Source organism: Pseudomonas fluorescens (assembly GCF_040448305.1).
GTDB lineage: Bacteria > Pseudomonadota > Gammaproteobacteria > Pseudomonadales > Pseudomonadaceae > Aquipseudomonas > Aquipseudomonas fluorescens_BH.
Genome location: NZ_CP148752.1, coordinates 150,640 through 163,671 on the forward strand (window position 1 = coordinate 150,640; position 13,032 = coordinate 163,671).

At 61.0% G+C, this 13,032-nt stretch carries 13 protein-coding genes and 1 tRNA gene; 12 read left to right on the plus strand and 2 right to left on the minus strand.

The window, feature by feature from the left end:
• The first annotated feature begins 23 nt into the window (after positions 1 to 23).
• From WHX55_RS00685 to WHX55_RS00715, 7 genes are all read left to right on the plus strand, one after another.
• Entirely contained in the window at positions 24 to 452 is a 429-nt protein-coding gene (locus WHX55_RS00685) for a MarR family transcriptional regulator (protein ID WP_046040691.1), read from the plus strand.
• Positions 449 to 2,521 carry an FUSC family protein gene (locus WHX55_RS00690; protein ID WP_353741818.1) on the plus strand — a complete coding sequence of 691 codons (2,073 nt, stop codon included), beginning with the start codon at positions 449 to 451 and terminating at the stop codon, positions 2,519 to 2,521. The genes WHX55_RS00685 and WHX55_RS00690 overlap by 4 nt, the downstream gene beginning before the upstream one ends.
• Entirely contained in the window at positions 2,518 to 2,727 is a 210-nt protein-coding gene (locus WHX55_RS00695) for a DUF1656 domain-containing protein (protein ID WP_007987399.1), read from the plus strand. The genes WHX55_RS00690 and WHX55_RS00695 overlap by 4 nt, the downstream gene beginning before the upstream one ends.
• Positions 2,724 to 3,611 carry an HlyD family secretion protein gene (locus WHX55_RS00700; RefSeq protein WP_008049930.1) on the plus strand — a complete coding sequence of 296 codons (888 nt, stop codon included), beginning with the start codon at positions 2,724 to 2,726 and terminating at the stop codon, positions 3,609 to 3,611. The genes WHX55_RS00695 and WHX55_RS00700 overlap by 4 nt, the downstream gene beginning before the upstream one ends.
• On the plus strand, positions 3,608 to 5,056 hold the full coding sequence (locus WHX55_RS00705) for an efflux transporter outer membrane subunit (RefSeq protein ID WP_353741819.1): 1,449 nt from the start codon (positions 3,608 to 3,610) through the stop codon (positions 5,054 to 5,056). Before WHX55_RS00700 ends, WHX55_RS00705 begins: the two co-directional genes overlap by 4 nt.
• A 93-nt stretch (positions 5,057 to 5,149) precedes the next feature.
• Entirely contained in the window at positions 5,150 to 5,785 is a 636-nt protein-coding gene (locus WHX55_RS00710; RefSeq protein WP_150726399.1) for an NADH:ubiquinone oxidoreductase subunit N, read from the plus strand.
• A gap of 281 nt (positions 5,786 to 6,066) precedes the next feature.
• Positions 6,067 to 7,572 (plus strand): YdgA family protein, encoded by a 1,506-nt coding sequence (locus tag WHX55_RS00715; protein WP_353741820.1) that lies wholly within the window; start codon positions 6,067 to 6,069, stop codon positions 7,570 to 7,572.
• A gap of 70 nt (positions 7,573 to 7,642) precedes the next feature.
• Here the strand turns inward: WHX55_RS00715 and WHX55_RS00720 are convergent, their stop codons facing one another.
• Complete coding sequence (locus WHX55_RS00720; RefSeq protein WP_353741821.1) at positions 7,643 to 9,172, minus strand: FAD-dependent oxidoreductase; 1,530 nt, start codon at positions 9,170 to 9,172, stop codon at positions 7,643 to 7,645.
• Between the two features lie 139 nt (positions 9,173 to 9,311).
• On the opposite strand from WHX55_RS00720, the gene WHX55_RS00725 reads away from it, so the two are divergent.
• From WHX55_RS00725 to WHX55_RS00740, 4 genes are all read left to right on the plus strand, one after another.
• Entirely contained in the window at positions 9,312 to 9,872 is a 561-nt protein-coding gene (locus tag WHX55_RS00725) for a YbhB/YbcL family Raf kinase inhibitor-like protein (RefSeq protein WP_353741822.1), read from the plus strand.
• 42 nt (positions 9,873 to 9,914) lie between these two features.
• Positions 9,915 to 10,184, plus strand: coding sequence for a hypothetical protein (locus WHX55_RS00730; RefSeq protein WP_223530029.1), 270 nt, complete (start codon positions 9,915 to 9,917; stop codon positions 10,182 to 10,184).
• A gap of 120 nt (positions 10,185 to 10,304) precedes the next feature.
• Positions 10,305 to 10,604 (plus strand): type II toxin-antitoxin system prevent-host-death family antitoxin, encoded by a 300-nt coding sequence (locus tag WHX55_RS00735; protein ID WP_150755895.1) that lies wholly within the window; start codon positions 10,305 to 10,307, stop codon positions 10,602 to 10,604.
• A complete protein-coding gene (locus WHX55_RS00740; protein ID WP_150755896.1) occupies positions 10,601 to 10,909 on the plus strand; it encodes a type II toxin-antitoxin system RelE/ParE family toxin in 309 nt (102 codons plus the stop codon). The genes WHX55_RS00735 and WHX55_RS00740 overlap by 4 nt, the downstream gene beginning before the upstream one ends.
• A gap of 71 nt (positions 10,910 to 10,980) precedes the next feature.
• Here the strand turns inward: WHX55_RS00740 and WHX55_RS00745 are convergent.
• A tRNA-Arg gene (locus tag WHX55_RS00745) sits at positions 10,981 to 11,057 on the minus strand.
• Between the two features lie 349 nt (positions 11,058 to 11,406).
• Here WHX55_RS00745 and gabD point away from each other — a divergent pair.
• Positions 11,407 to 12,849, plus strand: coding sequence for an NADP-dependent succinate-semialdehyde dehydrogenase (gene gabD / locus WHX55_RS00750; RefSeq protein WP_150755897.1), 1,443 nt, complete (start codon positions 11,407 to 11,409; stop codon positions 12,847 to 12,849).
• The last annotated feature ends 183 nt before the right edge of the window (positions 12,850 to 13,032 follow it).

Sequence of the window (13,032 nt, forward strand, 5' to 3'; positions counted from 1 at the left end):
CGAATAACCTCGACGTTCTCCAGATGAACATCAGCAGTGCCATGGTGGTGGCCGCCAGGCATTGGCGCAAAATCTGCCAGACCACGCTGGCCAACTATGGAATCTCCGAAGCCTGCGCCGTTCCGCTGTTGATGATCGGGCGTCTGGGCGAGGGTGTGCGGCAGGTGACGGTGGCCCAGGCAGCCGGGATGGAGAGCCCGTCGCTGGTGCGCTTGCTCGATCAGTTGTGCCATGGCGGCTACGTCTGCCGCACAGAAGATGCACAGGACCGCCGCGCCAAATGCCTGAGCCTGACCGAAACCGGTCGGGAGCTGGTGCAGGCGGTCGAAGTTGAACTGGTGCGCTTGCGCCACGAAGTCCTTGAAGGCATTGACCAGAGTGATCTGGAGGCTACGCTGCGGGTACTGAGAGCTTTTGAAGCGGCCACGCCACCATCGGTGGCCAACTCTTGAACGGATTTTTCTCTGGCATGCCCCCGGCGCGGGACTGGTTCTACGGAGTCCGCACCTTCGCCGCATCGATGATCGCGCTGTACATCGCTCTGCTCATGCAAATGCCGCGTCCGTACTGGGCGATGGCTACGGTGTACATCGTTTCCAGTCCGTTTCTCGGCCCTACCAGTTCCAAGGCGCTGTACCGGGCGGTCGGCACCTTTATCGGCGCTGCGGCGGCGGTTCTGTTCGTGCCGATGTTCGTGCAGAGCCCCTACGTGCTGGTGGTGGTGATTGCGCTGTGGACCGGGACGCTGCTGTTTCTGTCCCTGCATTTGCGCACCGCGAACAACTACGCCCTGATGCTCGCCGGCTACACCTTGCCGTTGATCGCCCTGCCGGTGGTGAACAACCCGCTGGGGGTGTGGGACGTGGCCGAAGCGCGGACCGAAGAAATCTTTCTCGGCATTGCCGTGGCGGCGGTGGTCGGTGCCATGTTCTGGCCCCGGCGCCTGGCGCCGGTGTTCAATGATTCGGTGAGCAAATGGTTTACCGATGCATCGACCTACAGCCTGCGCTTCATCAGCCGCAACGTGCAGCCTGAAGAAGTCAGCGCGTTGCGGGCATCGATGGTCGCCACGTTCAACTCACTGGAATTGATGATCGGCCAGTTGCCCCACGAAGGCTCGCGTCCGCAGACGGTGCGCAACACCAAGGAATTGCGCGGACGGATGATTCATCTGCTGCCAGTGATCGATGCCCTCGACGATGCGCTTTACGCCCTGGAACGGCGCACCCCTGAGCTTGTGGACAAGTTCGCACCCTTGCTGGCCGCCACCACCGAGTGGCTCGAGCACAAGGATGCCGATCTCGACCGTTGGCAAGCCCTGAAGGATCAACTTGAGGCCCTGCAACCGGCTCCCGAAGCGCTGGATGACCGCAAGCAACTGCTGTTCTCCAACGCCATTTACCGTCTCGGCGAGTGGATTGATTTGTGGCAGGACTGCCGCAGCCTGCAATACGCCATCCAGTGCGAAAGCCAGGACAGCTGGCGCGCGGTGTATCGGCACTGGCGGCTGGGACGGTTATCCCCGTTCCTGGATCGAGGCCTGATGTTTTATTCCGCGGCGTCCACCGTCACCGCGATTATCGTCGCTTCGGTGCTGTGGATTCTGCTCGGCTGGACCGATGGCGGCAGCGCCGTGATCCTGGCGGCGGTGGCGTGCAGTTTCTTTGCCTCGATGGACGACCCGGCGCCGCAGATTTACCGGTTCTTTTTCTGGACAGCGATGTCGGTGGTGTTCGCCAGCCTTTATCTGTTTCTGGTGCTGCCCAACCTGCATGACTTTCCGATGCTGGTGCTGGCGTTTGCCGTGCCGTTCATTTGCGTCGGCACCCTGACGGTCAAGCCGCAGTTTTACCTGGGCATGTTGCTGACCCTGGTCAACACCTCGTCCTTCATCAGCATTCAGGGCGCTTACGACGCGGACTTCCTCAGTTTCGCCAACTCCAACCTGGCCGGTCCCATGGGGTTGCTGTTCGCGTTCATCTGGACCCTGATTGCCCGGCCGTTCGGTGCCGAGCTGGCGGCCAAGCGCCTGACCCGTTTCAGCTGGCGTGACATCGTCAGCCTCTCCGAGCCGGCCGCGTTGTCTGAGCATCGGCTTCTGGGCATACGGATGCTCGATCGGCTGATGCAGCATCTGCCGCGCCTGGCCATGACCGGCCAGGACTCCGGCGTGGCGCTGCGGGAGGTACGGGTGGCGCTGAATCTGTTGGACCTGCTCGCTTATACGCCGCGGGTCCTTGGTGTGCCGCAGGTGTTGCTGCGTCAGGTGGTGGCCGAGGTGGGCGAGTACTTCAAGGCCTGTCTCAAGGCCGGTGAACGCTTGCAGGCACCGAGCCCGTTGCTGATGACCCTCGACCGCACGCGTCGCGCCCTCAGCGGTGCCGGCGACGATGAAACCCGTCGGCATCTGCTGCACGCCCTGAGCGGCCTGCGCCTGGCACTGTTGCCCGGCGTCGAGTTCGTCGGTTCCGCCGAGGCCGAAGAGCCGCTTCCCCATGGCATTGATGGAGCGCCTTTATGATCGGTGACCTGGATCTGAGCGGGGTGTTCCTGCCCACGCTGCTGGTGCTGATGGGCATTACGTATGTGTTGTACCTGTTGGTGCACGGGGTGCTGACGCGCCTGCACTTTTACCGTCTGGTCTGGCACCGGGCATTGTTCAACGTGGCCCTCTACGCCTTGCTGCTTGGCGCCGTGGACTCACTCAGTCGATACCTGATGACATGAAAAAACCGTTTCTAACCCTCGGTCGCGTGGTGCTGACCCTGCTGATCGTGAGCTTCGCCGTTGTCGTGGTCTGGCGCATGGTGATGTATTACATGTTCGCGCCCTGGACCCGCGACGGGCACATCCGTGCCGACATCGTGCAAATCGCGCCGGACGTGTCCGGGCTGATCCAGCAAGTGGAGGTGCGCGACAACCAGCTGGTCAAGCGCGGCCAGGTGTTGTTCAGCATCGATCCTGACCGCTTCAGGCTGGCCCTGCGCCAGGCGAAAGCGGCCGTCGCCGACCGCGAAGAAACCCTGGCCCAGGCCCAGCGCGAGGCCAAGCGGAACAAGGGTCTTGGCAACCTGGTGCCGGGTGAGCAGCTGGAAGAAAGCCAGTCGAAAGTGGCCCGCGCCCAAGTGGCCTTGATGGAAGCCCAGGTGGCGGTGGACAGCGCGCAGCTCAACCTCGACCGCTCGGTGATCCGCAGCCCGGTGGACGGCTACGTCAACGATCGCGCGCCACGGGCCCAGGAGTTCGTCAGCGCCGGGCGTCCGGTGTTGTCGGTGGTCGACAGCAACTCGTTCCACATCGATGGCTATTTCGAAGAAACCAAACTGAACGGCATTCATATCGGGCAAAGCGTCGACATCCGGGTGATCGGCGACAATGCGCGCCTGCGCGGGCATGTGGAGAGCATCGTCGCCGGTATCGAAGACCGCGACCGCACCAGCGGCAACAACCTGCTGCCCAACGTCAACCCGGCGTTCAGCTGGGTGCGGCTGGCCCAGCGGATTCCGGTGCGGATTGCCTTCGATGACGTGCCGGAAGATTTCCGCATGATCGCCGGGCGTACCGCCACGGTATCGATCATCGACGATCAGAAGCGGGAGCCGGCGCAATGAGCAAGGCCTCGGGTTTGGCGGTCGCCGGGTTAAGCTTGCTGCTGTCGGCGTGTCAGATGGTCGGGCCGGATTATCACTTGCCCGAAGAAGCGGCCGTCCATCGTCAAGACTTCCAGGGTGATCTGGCGGTCGACGGTAAAACCGTGGTGTCCGCGCCGGTGCCGGCCGATTGGTGGCGCCTGTACAAGGACCCGCGACTCGACCAGTTGGTACAACAGGCCATGGCTTCCAACACCGATTTGCGTGTGGCGGCGGCCAGTCTGTCGCGGTCTCGCGCTCAGGTCGATGAGGCGCAAGCGGCGGGCGGCTGGAGCGGCGGCGTGCAGATGGGCGCCCAGCGCTTGCAGGAGTCCGGCCAGGCCTTCCTGCTGCCGGAAAAAGTGCCGGTGGCCAACATCGGCGATATCGGCATCAGCGCGTCGTACCAGTTCGACCTGTTCGGCACCTTGCAACGCGGCATCGAAGCGGCCAAGGCCAATGCCGATGCGACGCAGGCCGCCGCCGATACTGCACGCATTACCGTGGTGGCCGACGTGGTTCGCGCCTACACCCAAGTGTGTGCGGCCAATGAAGAGCGGGAAATCGCCCAGCATTCCCTCGATCTGCAAGCCCAGAGCACCACGCTGATCCAGCGCTTGCGCGATGCTGGGCGTGGCGACGAAACCCAGGTCACCCGCTCGCAGACCCAATTCAAATCCCTGCGCGCCGACATGCCGCGCTATGAAGCCGCTCGTCAGGCCGGGCTGTATCGCTTGTCGATGTTGCTGGCCAAGCCGGTGGACCAACTGCCGGCCGGCACCGCCACCTGCGACGAGCTGCCAAAAATCGCGCAATTGATCCCGGTGGGCGATGGCGCCGCATTGCTCAAGCGTCGTCCCGATGTACGGCAGGCCGAGCGGCGACTGGCGGCCGCGACGGCCGGTATTGGCGTCGCCACGGGCGAGCTGTACCCGAATATCAGCATCGGCGCGACCATCGGTACCGTCGGTATCCTCGACGATCTGGGCGATCCGTCTACCAACCGCTGGGGCTTCGGTCCGTCGCTGACCTGGAACGTGCCGACCAACGGCGCCCGGGCGCGCATCCGCGAAGCCGAAGCGGTGACCCAGGCGACCTTGGCGCATTTCGATGGGGTGGTGCTCAACGCCATTCGCGAGACCCAGACCGGCCTGGCCCAGTACACGGCATTGCTGCAACGCCGCGATGCACTGGCCGATGCCGAGCAATCGGCAAAACTGGCGGCCGACCAGACCCATCGCTTCTTCCAGGCCGGCCGCGCCTCGTTCCTGGCGGACCTGCAAGCCACCCGCACCTACATCGACGTCACGGCGCAACTGGCGGCCGCGAACACCCAGGTTGCCGCCAGTCAGATCGATTTGTTCCTCGCCTTGGGCGGCGGATGGGAAAGCGGACGAACGCAAGCGTCGAACTCCGGCAAACCCTGAGGCCGTTGCTATGCTTTGAAGTGTTGGAGGGGCGCCTCGTGCAAAGCGCCCTTTCTTCACACAAGGCTCGCGCAGGTCAGGGGGAAACCAATAATGAAAAACCCTTACGCTCTCGGCTTCTGGTGCGCCATCGTGGCGTTGGTGCTGCTGTCGGCCACCTATTTCTACGGCATCATGCTGGCCCACCAGATCGACAAGGCTCTGGTGTTCCTCGACAGTGCCGCCGCGCTGATTGCCGTGATGTCCATTGCGGTGGTGGCCTGGGCCTCGGTCCAGAATCAACGCATCAAGAAAAGACAACTCGAACAAGGCAAGACCCTGGTCCTGATCTGGGACACCAAGGTGGCGTTGCGTCGTGTCGAAACCGTGTTCGACCGCTATTTCTGGGGCAGTTACTGGCAACCGGGGCGCACCTTTCAGGAAGTCATGGGCGAATTGACCGGCACGCCGCTGGAAAAAAGCCTCGAGACCCTGAAAAAACAATGCCTGGCGCTGGACCGGCAAGTGGCTGACGACGGTCGGCACTGGCTCAGCAATGCCCGGGAACTGGCCGATGTCGCCACGGCCATGGCCCGCGAACGCTATCAACTGGACTTCTGCGACCCGCGCGAGGAAGTGACGGGCGGGGCGGTGATCAACCGGGACTTCGAAGTGCTGGTGTACACCTGGACTGCGCGGCTCAAAAGTTTTGATCATCAGCTGGATGAGATCGAGGTCCAATACTCTTGAGTTGATATTGGCTATTCGATCGCCATCGCGAGCAGGCTCGCTCCTACATTGGAATGCATTCCCCCTGTAGGAGCGAGCCTGCTCGCGATGGCGATTGCATTGACTGCGAATATCTCCAGCCCAGTGAACACCCCCAAGACACTCTTTCACCTTTAATCATTGAGCCGTTCGTCGCGCCCGGTGCTAATCTGCAATTCACTTTCAGCACAGTCGAGCCGCAACCCGTCATGGGTTCAGGGAAGACGACCTCACTTTCTACAACGGACATGAACGGGGCATACATGAATAAATCAGCAGGCGTGCTACTGGGAATTGTTGTCGCAATCGGTGCCATCAGCGCAGGCGGAGCCTGGTTCACCGGCACCAAAATCGAAGGTGTGTTGAACACCTCGATTGCCGATACCAACAAGGAATTGCAGGCGGCGATGGTCGGTTCAAACGGCACGGCGTCGCTGGAACTGGTGTCGCTGGAGCGTCATGTATTCAGCAGCACCGCGCACTACCGTCTCAAGGGCGAAGGCGAAATGTTCGGCGAAGCGCCGGTCGAGTTGCTGTTTGTCGATCACATCGAACACGGCCCGTTGCCGTTCTCGCGCCTGATGTCGCTGAAGTGGCTGCCGGTCCTGGCGACCAGTCACTACGAACTGGAAAAGACCCCGTCCACCGAGAAGTGGTTTGCCGCCGCCAAGGACAAATCCCCGCTGACCGGTGTGGTCAACATCGGTTATGACAACTCTACCAATGGCACCCTCGAGTTGCAGCCGCTGGAAATGGCCCTGGATGACAAGTCGAGCTTGAAGTTCTCCGGCCTGAGCATGGACGTCGACGCCAGCGCCAAGGCGCAGAAGGTCAAGGCCAGCGGCTACATGGACAGCCTGAAGGTGACCACAGTGTCCGAGGATCAGGCACCGGTGCAGGTTGAATTGAACGGCCTGACCCTGGCCAGCAACCTGACAAAAAGTACCTACGGTTTCTACACCGGTGAGAACGTTGTTGAACTGGCCAGCGGCAAGTCGACTTTTGGCGTCAAGCAGTCGGTACTGGACTTCAAGAAATTCGAAATGAAAAACCTGACTGAAGAAAAGGGTAGCAACGTCTCCGGGCGTGCCGACTACAAGGTCGGCGACGTGTCCCTGAACGGCAAGACCATCGGTTCCGGGGCGCTGGCCATGAGCCTGAAGAACCTCGACATTCCGGCCACCCTGTCATTGATGCAGGTTTACCAGAGCAAACTGCAGCCGTATGAAAGGGCTGCGGCCGAAGCAGCGGCGGCCGGCCTGCCGGCGCCAGAGCTGAAACTGACCGAAGCCGAAGAGGCGCTGCTCAAGTCCAGTCTGGAAAAACTGCTGGCGGCCGGACCACAAGTGGCCCTGGAAAACTTGTCGTTCAACACCGCCAACGGTGAGAGCCGCGCCAACATGGTGCTCGACCTGACCAAGCCACAAGCCATCGATCTGCCGACCGATCAGTTGGTCAGACAGCTGATCGCGCTGCTGGACTTCAAACTGCAAGTGTCCAAAGCCATGCTGGTCGATGTGCTCACCGTGCAATCGCAAATCGATGGTCAGACCGACGCCAAACTGATTGCCGACCAGGCCACTGCCACCGCAGACATGTTCAGCAGCATGGCGGTCGGCAGCCAACTGGCAAAACTGGACGGCAATAACATCGTCACCAACTTGCGTTACGCCAACAATCAGGTGGACTTCAACGGCCAGAAAATGACCGTCGAAGAGTTTGCCAGTTTTGTGATGAGCAAGTTCGCAGATGCTGGTGCCACCGAGTAACGGCGGCTGTTAACTCTGCAACGCCCGGCCTCTGCATCGCGCAGGCGCCGGGCGTTTTGCTGTCCGCCCCCTAGGGGACGTCACGGATCAGGCGCCATGCCTCTTCCCATGGCAGCGGTTGTTTCATCCGCTCGGCGAGCATCGCCATTGTCCGGTCCATCTCGCAGGCTACCGCCGCCGACACCACACCGTTTTTGCCGAACAGGCCGATGAACGGCGGATCGTAGGGATCGCCCTTGAACTCGACTTCGTCCCAGGCCTCGGCGTGGCCGAGGTAGTCGTAGGTTTTACCGAAATGCCAGGTCCAGAAATACGGCACGTCGAGGTAATGCTCGTCACCGCCCAGCATATTGGCCGCGGCGATCCGCGCCTGCTGTTGGGCCAGTCGCCAGTGTTCGATGCGCAGGTGTTGGTTGTTCAGCGGGAACGTGGCGATATCGCCAGCCGCCCAGAGGCCGTCGGCCACGCGCATTGCGCCATCGACACGCAGCGAGTGGTCCTGCTCCTTCGGCAACCCGGTAAAGGCAGCAGTGGCTGGCGTGACGCCGATGCCGACCAGCACCAGATCGGCCGCCAAGCGTTGGCCGTTGTCCAGGCGCACGGCTTCGACCTTGTCCGTCCCTTCGATCTGTACCGCATTGCCCTGGGTATGAAACACGACGCCATGGGCTTCATGTCGTGCGCGAATGGCCTTGCCGACCGTGTCGCCGAACTGTTTGGCAAACGGCACTTCGTGGCGGGCCAGCACGGTCACGTGCAGGCCAAGCTGGCGCAGGGACGAGGCGGACTCCATGGCAATGAAACTGTCACCGATGATCACCACCCGCTGGCCGGCGCTGGCGCTGTCCAGAATCTGCTGCGCATGGGCTTTGGAGCGCAAGACGAACACTTGCGGCAGCTCGGCACCGGGCAGCGTCAGCGGATTGGGTACACCGCCGGTGGCCAGCAGCGCGGCGTCGTATGTCAGTAATTGGCCGTCAGTCAGCCGCAGCGTCCGGTTTGGCGCATCCAGGCTTGCCACTTCGCCTCGCAGGCGCTCGATCCGCTGCTCGCGGTAAAAATCCTCGTCGCGCAGCGGCGGGACTTCGTCCAGCGGCATCTCTCCGGCGATCACGTATTTGCTCAGCGCGGTGCGGTCGTATCCGGCATCGGTTTCGCGGTCGATCAACAGTAACCGGCCGCCGAAACCCTTCTCGCGCAAACACGCTGCCGCCGCCGTGCCTGCCGCGCCAGCGCCGACAATGATGAAGGTGCGTGGATCGTCGGCCGGTGGCGTGTGGGCACCCGGCATCGGCTGGTCGCCGACCCAGATGTCGCCGTCACGCACTTCAAGGGGATAGCGCTTGAGGCTGTCCAGGGCTGGCGGCTCACACAGCCCGCCATCCTCGATCCGAAACTGCGCCTTGTGCCACGGACAGGTCAGGCGCCCATTGCATACCGCACCGTCAGCCAGCGGGGCTCCGGCGTGCGGGCATTCGGCCTGATAAGCGCGCAGTTGTTCGCCGGCCCGCAACAGCAGAACCTTGCTGTCCTGGACCTGCACTTCCAGACCCCGGTCTTCGGGCACATTGGCGACACGCGCAACGCGATGCAGAGTCATGATCGCTCTCCAGACAGACGTTTCAATTATGAGTCTGGTACTTATCGCGAGGTTCAGCCAATTGCCCCTGCCACGGCGTGAACGGTCCGGCTATAGTTTGCGCGCCGACGACGGCCCAACACGCACAAGGTACTCCGGTATGCCCCGATTGACCTCAATGAACCCTTGGCTCGCGGCCTTGGCAGTCGCCCTTTGCGTGCAGTTCCCGGCGCAGGCCCAGGAGCGCTTCACCCTGAACATTCCCGGTGTCTCCGATGACCGTCTGTTCACGTCGGCCGCAGCGAGCGATTCCGCGGGTTGTGGCGGGCATAACATTTCCCCGGCATTGAACTGGAACGCCGGCCCGGAAGCGACCCAAAGCTACGCCATCGTCATGCACGACCCAGACGGCCAGAAGGGCCAGGGCATCGATCAGTGGGTGCATTACGGCATCAAGGCCGGCACCCACCAGATCCCGGCCGGTGCCGGGAGCAAACCCGGCCTCGAGGGTGTCGGCGGTACCAACAGCAAGACAACCACCGGCTACATCGGCCCTTGCCCGCCCGTTGGCGACAGCTCGCACCACTACATCATCCAGATCTATGCCCTGGACCTGCCCCCGGACGCCTTGCCCGCCGGCCTGACCCGTGCGCAGTTGCTGGAAAAAGTCAAAGGCCACGTCCTGAAAAACAGCAGCGTGGTGCGGCGCTATCATCGCTAACCATCTTCAGGAATAAACTGAAGTGCGCAGCGCTCGGGGAATTTGGCATCCCGACCCGAAAGCGCGCACTATCAGGCCATAGCCGATGCGTTGGAGGATGCCGTGGCAAAAAAAATCGACCGCATCGCCCAAATGCTCAACTGCCCGCAAAAGGGCGAGGAACTGCGGCGAGCGATTACCGAGAGTCGCAAGGATTTTCTGCTGAATCAGCCGGAAGAAGACGTTGTTGAAGACGACGACCTTGAAGAGGAGTTTTTCGAGGACGACGAGGACGATGATGAGTACGACGAGTTCGACTGGACGACAGAATAAAAAAAAAACCGCTTCGGCGGTTTTTTTGTGGGTCAGGGCAGCACCGGTCGGAGATTCGTTGACCCACATGCAGAGAATGGAACACTATAAGGTACTTTTTTTCGTGCCTTTGGAGCCGTCATGGAGCAGCTACTTGCAAGCCGTTCGGTCAGCATCACCGAGCTCAAGCGCAGCCCGAGCACGGTGATCGAGCAAGCGGGTTCCGAGCCTGTTGCCGTGCTCAACCACAATCGTCCTGCCGCCTATCTTCTACCGCACGCGGCCTATAAACAGCTGCTGGATCGGCTACAGGCTGCCGAACTTCGTGAAGCCATTGCGGCCAGCCGCAACGATCCGCGCCCGGCCATTGCTGCCGATACCGTGTTCGCCGAGCTTGATGCGCTGATTGATGAAGTAGCAGCCGAGCAAAGCCGTCCATGAGGCAATTGCTTTTCTCTGCATTGGCACGGGACGATCTGCTGCAAGTCGCTCGTTTTATCGCTCGAGACAATCCTGAACGGGCCCGGACGTTTGTGCGCGAACTACGCATGCAGTGCACACGATTGATCGATCAACCGAACCTGGGTGTTTCAAGAGACGATTGCGCCAAGGGATTGCGAATGCTTGCCCATGGCCGATATCTGATTTTCTACTGTTGGGTGGATGACGAGATCAAGGTCGAACGCATACTGCACAGTGCGAGAGACATCGCCCGGCTGTTTGAAAAAAACAGCATTGACCATTAGGCGCCAAGCCTTCAAACACCCACAAAAAAGCCCCAGACCCATAAGGCCTGAGGCTTTCTCGCTACAACGTATGGTGCACCAGGCGGGATTCGAACCCACGACCCCTGCCTTCGGAGGGCAGTACTCTATCCAGCTGAGCTACTGGTGCAGCGGGCGCCATGATACTCATATGCACTGCGGGCGTCCATGCTGCTGAATCGCCTGCGTTTTTTTAAAGCTGTAACGCGCGTTTGCTACGTTGATCAGAAAAAATAGGCAAAAGCGTCGTTTTCGTTCTTTTTTTCGAACAGGCTATTGTCCTTTACCCCCTTTGATCCTAGGATTCGTTTGAGATTTCAAACGCTCTTGTCTGGGTGCTGAACCGCACGATTTGAATCAGTGCGCTATTTATGTGCTTCAGCCCGGTGAATGATTTCCCTGACGGCAGCCTATCGAGGCGCCTTTCTACAATCATAATTTGCTCCGCATTCGTTGCGGTGCTGTTAAGGAAAGCCGACATGCAGCTTAAAGACACCCAGTTGTTCCGCCAGCAAGCCTTCATCGATGGCGCGTGGGTTGATGCGGACAATGGTCAGACGATCAAGGTCAACAACCCGGCAACGGGCGAAATTCTGGGCACCGTGCCGAAAATGGGCGCTGCCGAAACCCGCCGTGCGATCGAAGCCGCTGACAAAGCGCTGCCGGCCTGGCGTGCACTGACCGCCAAAGAACGTGCGACCAAACTGCGTCGCTGGTTCGAGCTGATCATCGAGAACCAGGACGACCTGGCTCGCCTGATGACCCTGGAGCAAGGCAAGCCATTGGCTGAAGCCAAGGGCGAAATCGTTTACGCCGCTTCCTTCATCGAATGGTTCGCCGAAGAAGCCAAGCGCATCTACGGTGACGTGATTCCGGGCCACCAGCCAGACAAGCGCCTGATCGTGATCAAGCAGCCAATCGGCGTGACCGCTGCAATCACCCCGTGGAACTTCCCGGCTGCAATGATCACCCGTAAAGCCGGCCCGGCCCTGGCCGCCGGTTGCACCATGGTGCTCAAGCCTGCTTCGCAAACTCCATTTTCCGCCTTCGCCCTGGCCGAACTAGCCCAGCGTGCGGGCATCCCGGCTGGCGTGTTCAGCGTGGTTTCCGGCAGCGCCGGCGACATCGGCAGCGAGCTGACCAGCAACCCGATCGTGCGCAAGCTATCCTTCACCGGTTCGACCGAGATCGGTCGTCAACTGATGTCGGAATGCGCCAAGGACATCAAGAAAGTGTCCCTGGAACTGGGCGGCAACGCTCCGTTCATCGTGTTCGACGACGCGGATCTGGATAAGGCCGTCGAAGGCGCGATCATTTCCAAGTATCGCAACAACGGTCAGACCTGCGTCTGCGCCAACCGCCTGTACATTCAGGATTCGGTCTACGACGCGTTCGCCGAGAAGCTGAAAGTGGCTGTGGCCAAGCTCAAGATCGGTAACGGTCTGGAAGACGGCACCACCACTGGCCCGCTGATCGACGAAAAAGCCGTGGCCAAGGTGCAAGAGCACATCGCTGACGCCATTTCCAAAGGCGCCACCGTGTTGTCCGGCGGCAAGCCGATGGAAGGTAACTTCTTCGAACCGACCATCCTGACCAACGTGCCGAACAACGCTGCCGTGGCCAAGGAAGAAACCTTCGGTCCACTGGCTCCGCTGTTCCGCTTCAAAGACGAAGCCGATGTGATCGCGATGTCCAACGACACCGAGTTCGGTCTGGCCTCGTACTTCTATGCTCGCGACCTGGGTCGCGTGTTCCGTGTGGCTGAAGCCCTGGAATACGGCATGGTCGGCGTCAACACCGGGTTGATCTCCAACGAAGTCGCGCCGTTCGGCGGCATCAAGGCCTCGGGCCTGGGCCGTGAAGGCTCCAAGTACGGCATCGAAGATTACCTGGAAATCAAATACCTCTGCCTGGGCATCTAAGCCAGTAAGAGCATTGCTTCAAGCGCAAAGGGCACGAGAGCGCTGTCCTTTTGCGCCGCTTCAAACCGGAATTTTCTCGGTGGCCGGGAACACCGTGGCAGTCGATCATCGCATGCTGCCGCCGTTGCTCCCCGTCGCTTTATCCTTGAACCACGCCGCCCGATGAGCGGTGAATGAGGAATG

Excerpts from the sequence above, each read along its gene's own strand:
- WHX55_RS00685 (WP_046040691.1), top strand. The coding sequence starts at position 24 with ATGAACATCAGCAGTGCCATGGTGGTGGCCGCCAGGCATTGGCGCAAA.
- WHX55_RS00695 (WP_007987399.1), top strand. The coding sequence starts at position 2,518 with ATGATCGGTGACCTGGATCTGAGCGGGGTGTTCCTGCCCACGCTGCTG.
- WHX55_RS00700 (WP_008049930.1), top strand. The coding sequence starts at position 2,724 with ATGAAAAAACCGTTTCTAACCCTCGGTCGCGTGGTGCTGACCCTGCTG.
- WHX55_RS00705 (WP_353741819.1), top strand. The coding sequence starts at position 3,608 with ATGAGCAAGGCCTCGGGTTTGGCGGTCGCCGGGTTAAGCTTGCTGCTG.
- WHX55_RS00710 (WP_150726399.1), top strand. The coding sequence starts at position 5,150 with ATGAAAAACCCTTACGCTCTCGGCTTCTGGTGCGCCATCGTGGCGTTG.
- WHX55_RS00715 (WP_353741820.1), top strand. The coding sequence starts at position 6,067 with ATGAATAAATCAGCAGGCGTGCTACTGGGAATTGTTGTCGCAATCGGT.
- WHX55_RS00720 (WP_353741821.1), bottom strand. The coding sequence starts at position 9,172 with ATGACTCTGCATCGCGTTGCGCGTGTCGCCAATGTGCCCGAAGACCGG.
- WHX55_RS00725 (WP_353741822.1), top strand. The coding sequence starts at position 9,312 with ATGCCCCGATTGACCTCAATGAACCCTTGGCTCGCGGCCTTGGCAGTC.
- WHX55_RS00735 (WP_150755895.1), top strand. The coding sequence starts at position 10,305 with ATGGAGCAGCTACTTGCAAGCCGTTCGGTCAGCATCACCGAGCTCAAG.
- WHX55_RS00740 (WP_150755896.1), top strand. The coding sequence starts at position 10,601 with ATGAGGCAATTGCTTTTCTCTGCATTGGCACGGGACGATCTGCTGCAA.
- gabD (WP_150755897.1), top strand. The coding sequence starts at position 11,407 with ATGCAGCTTAAAGACACCCAGTTGTTCCGCCAGCAAGCCTTCATCGAT.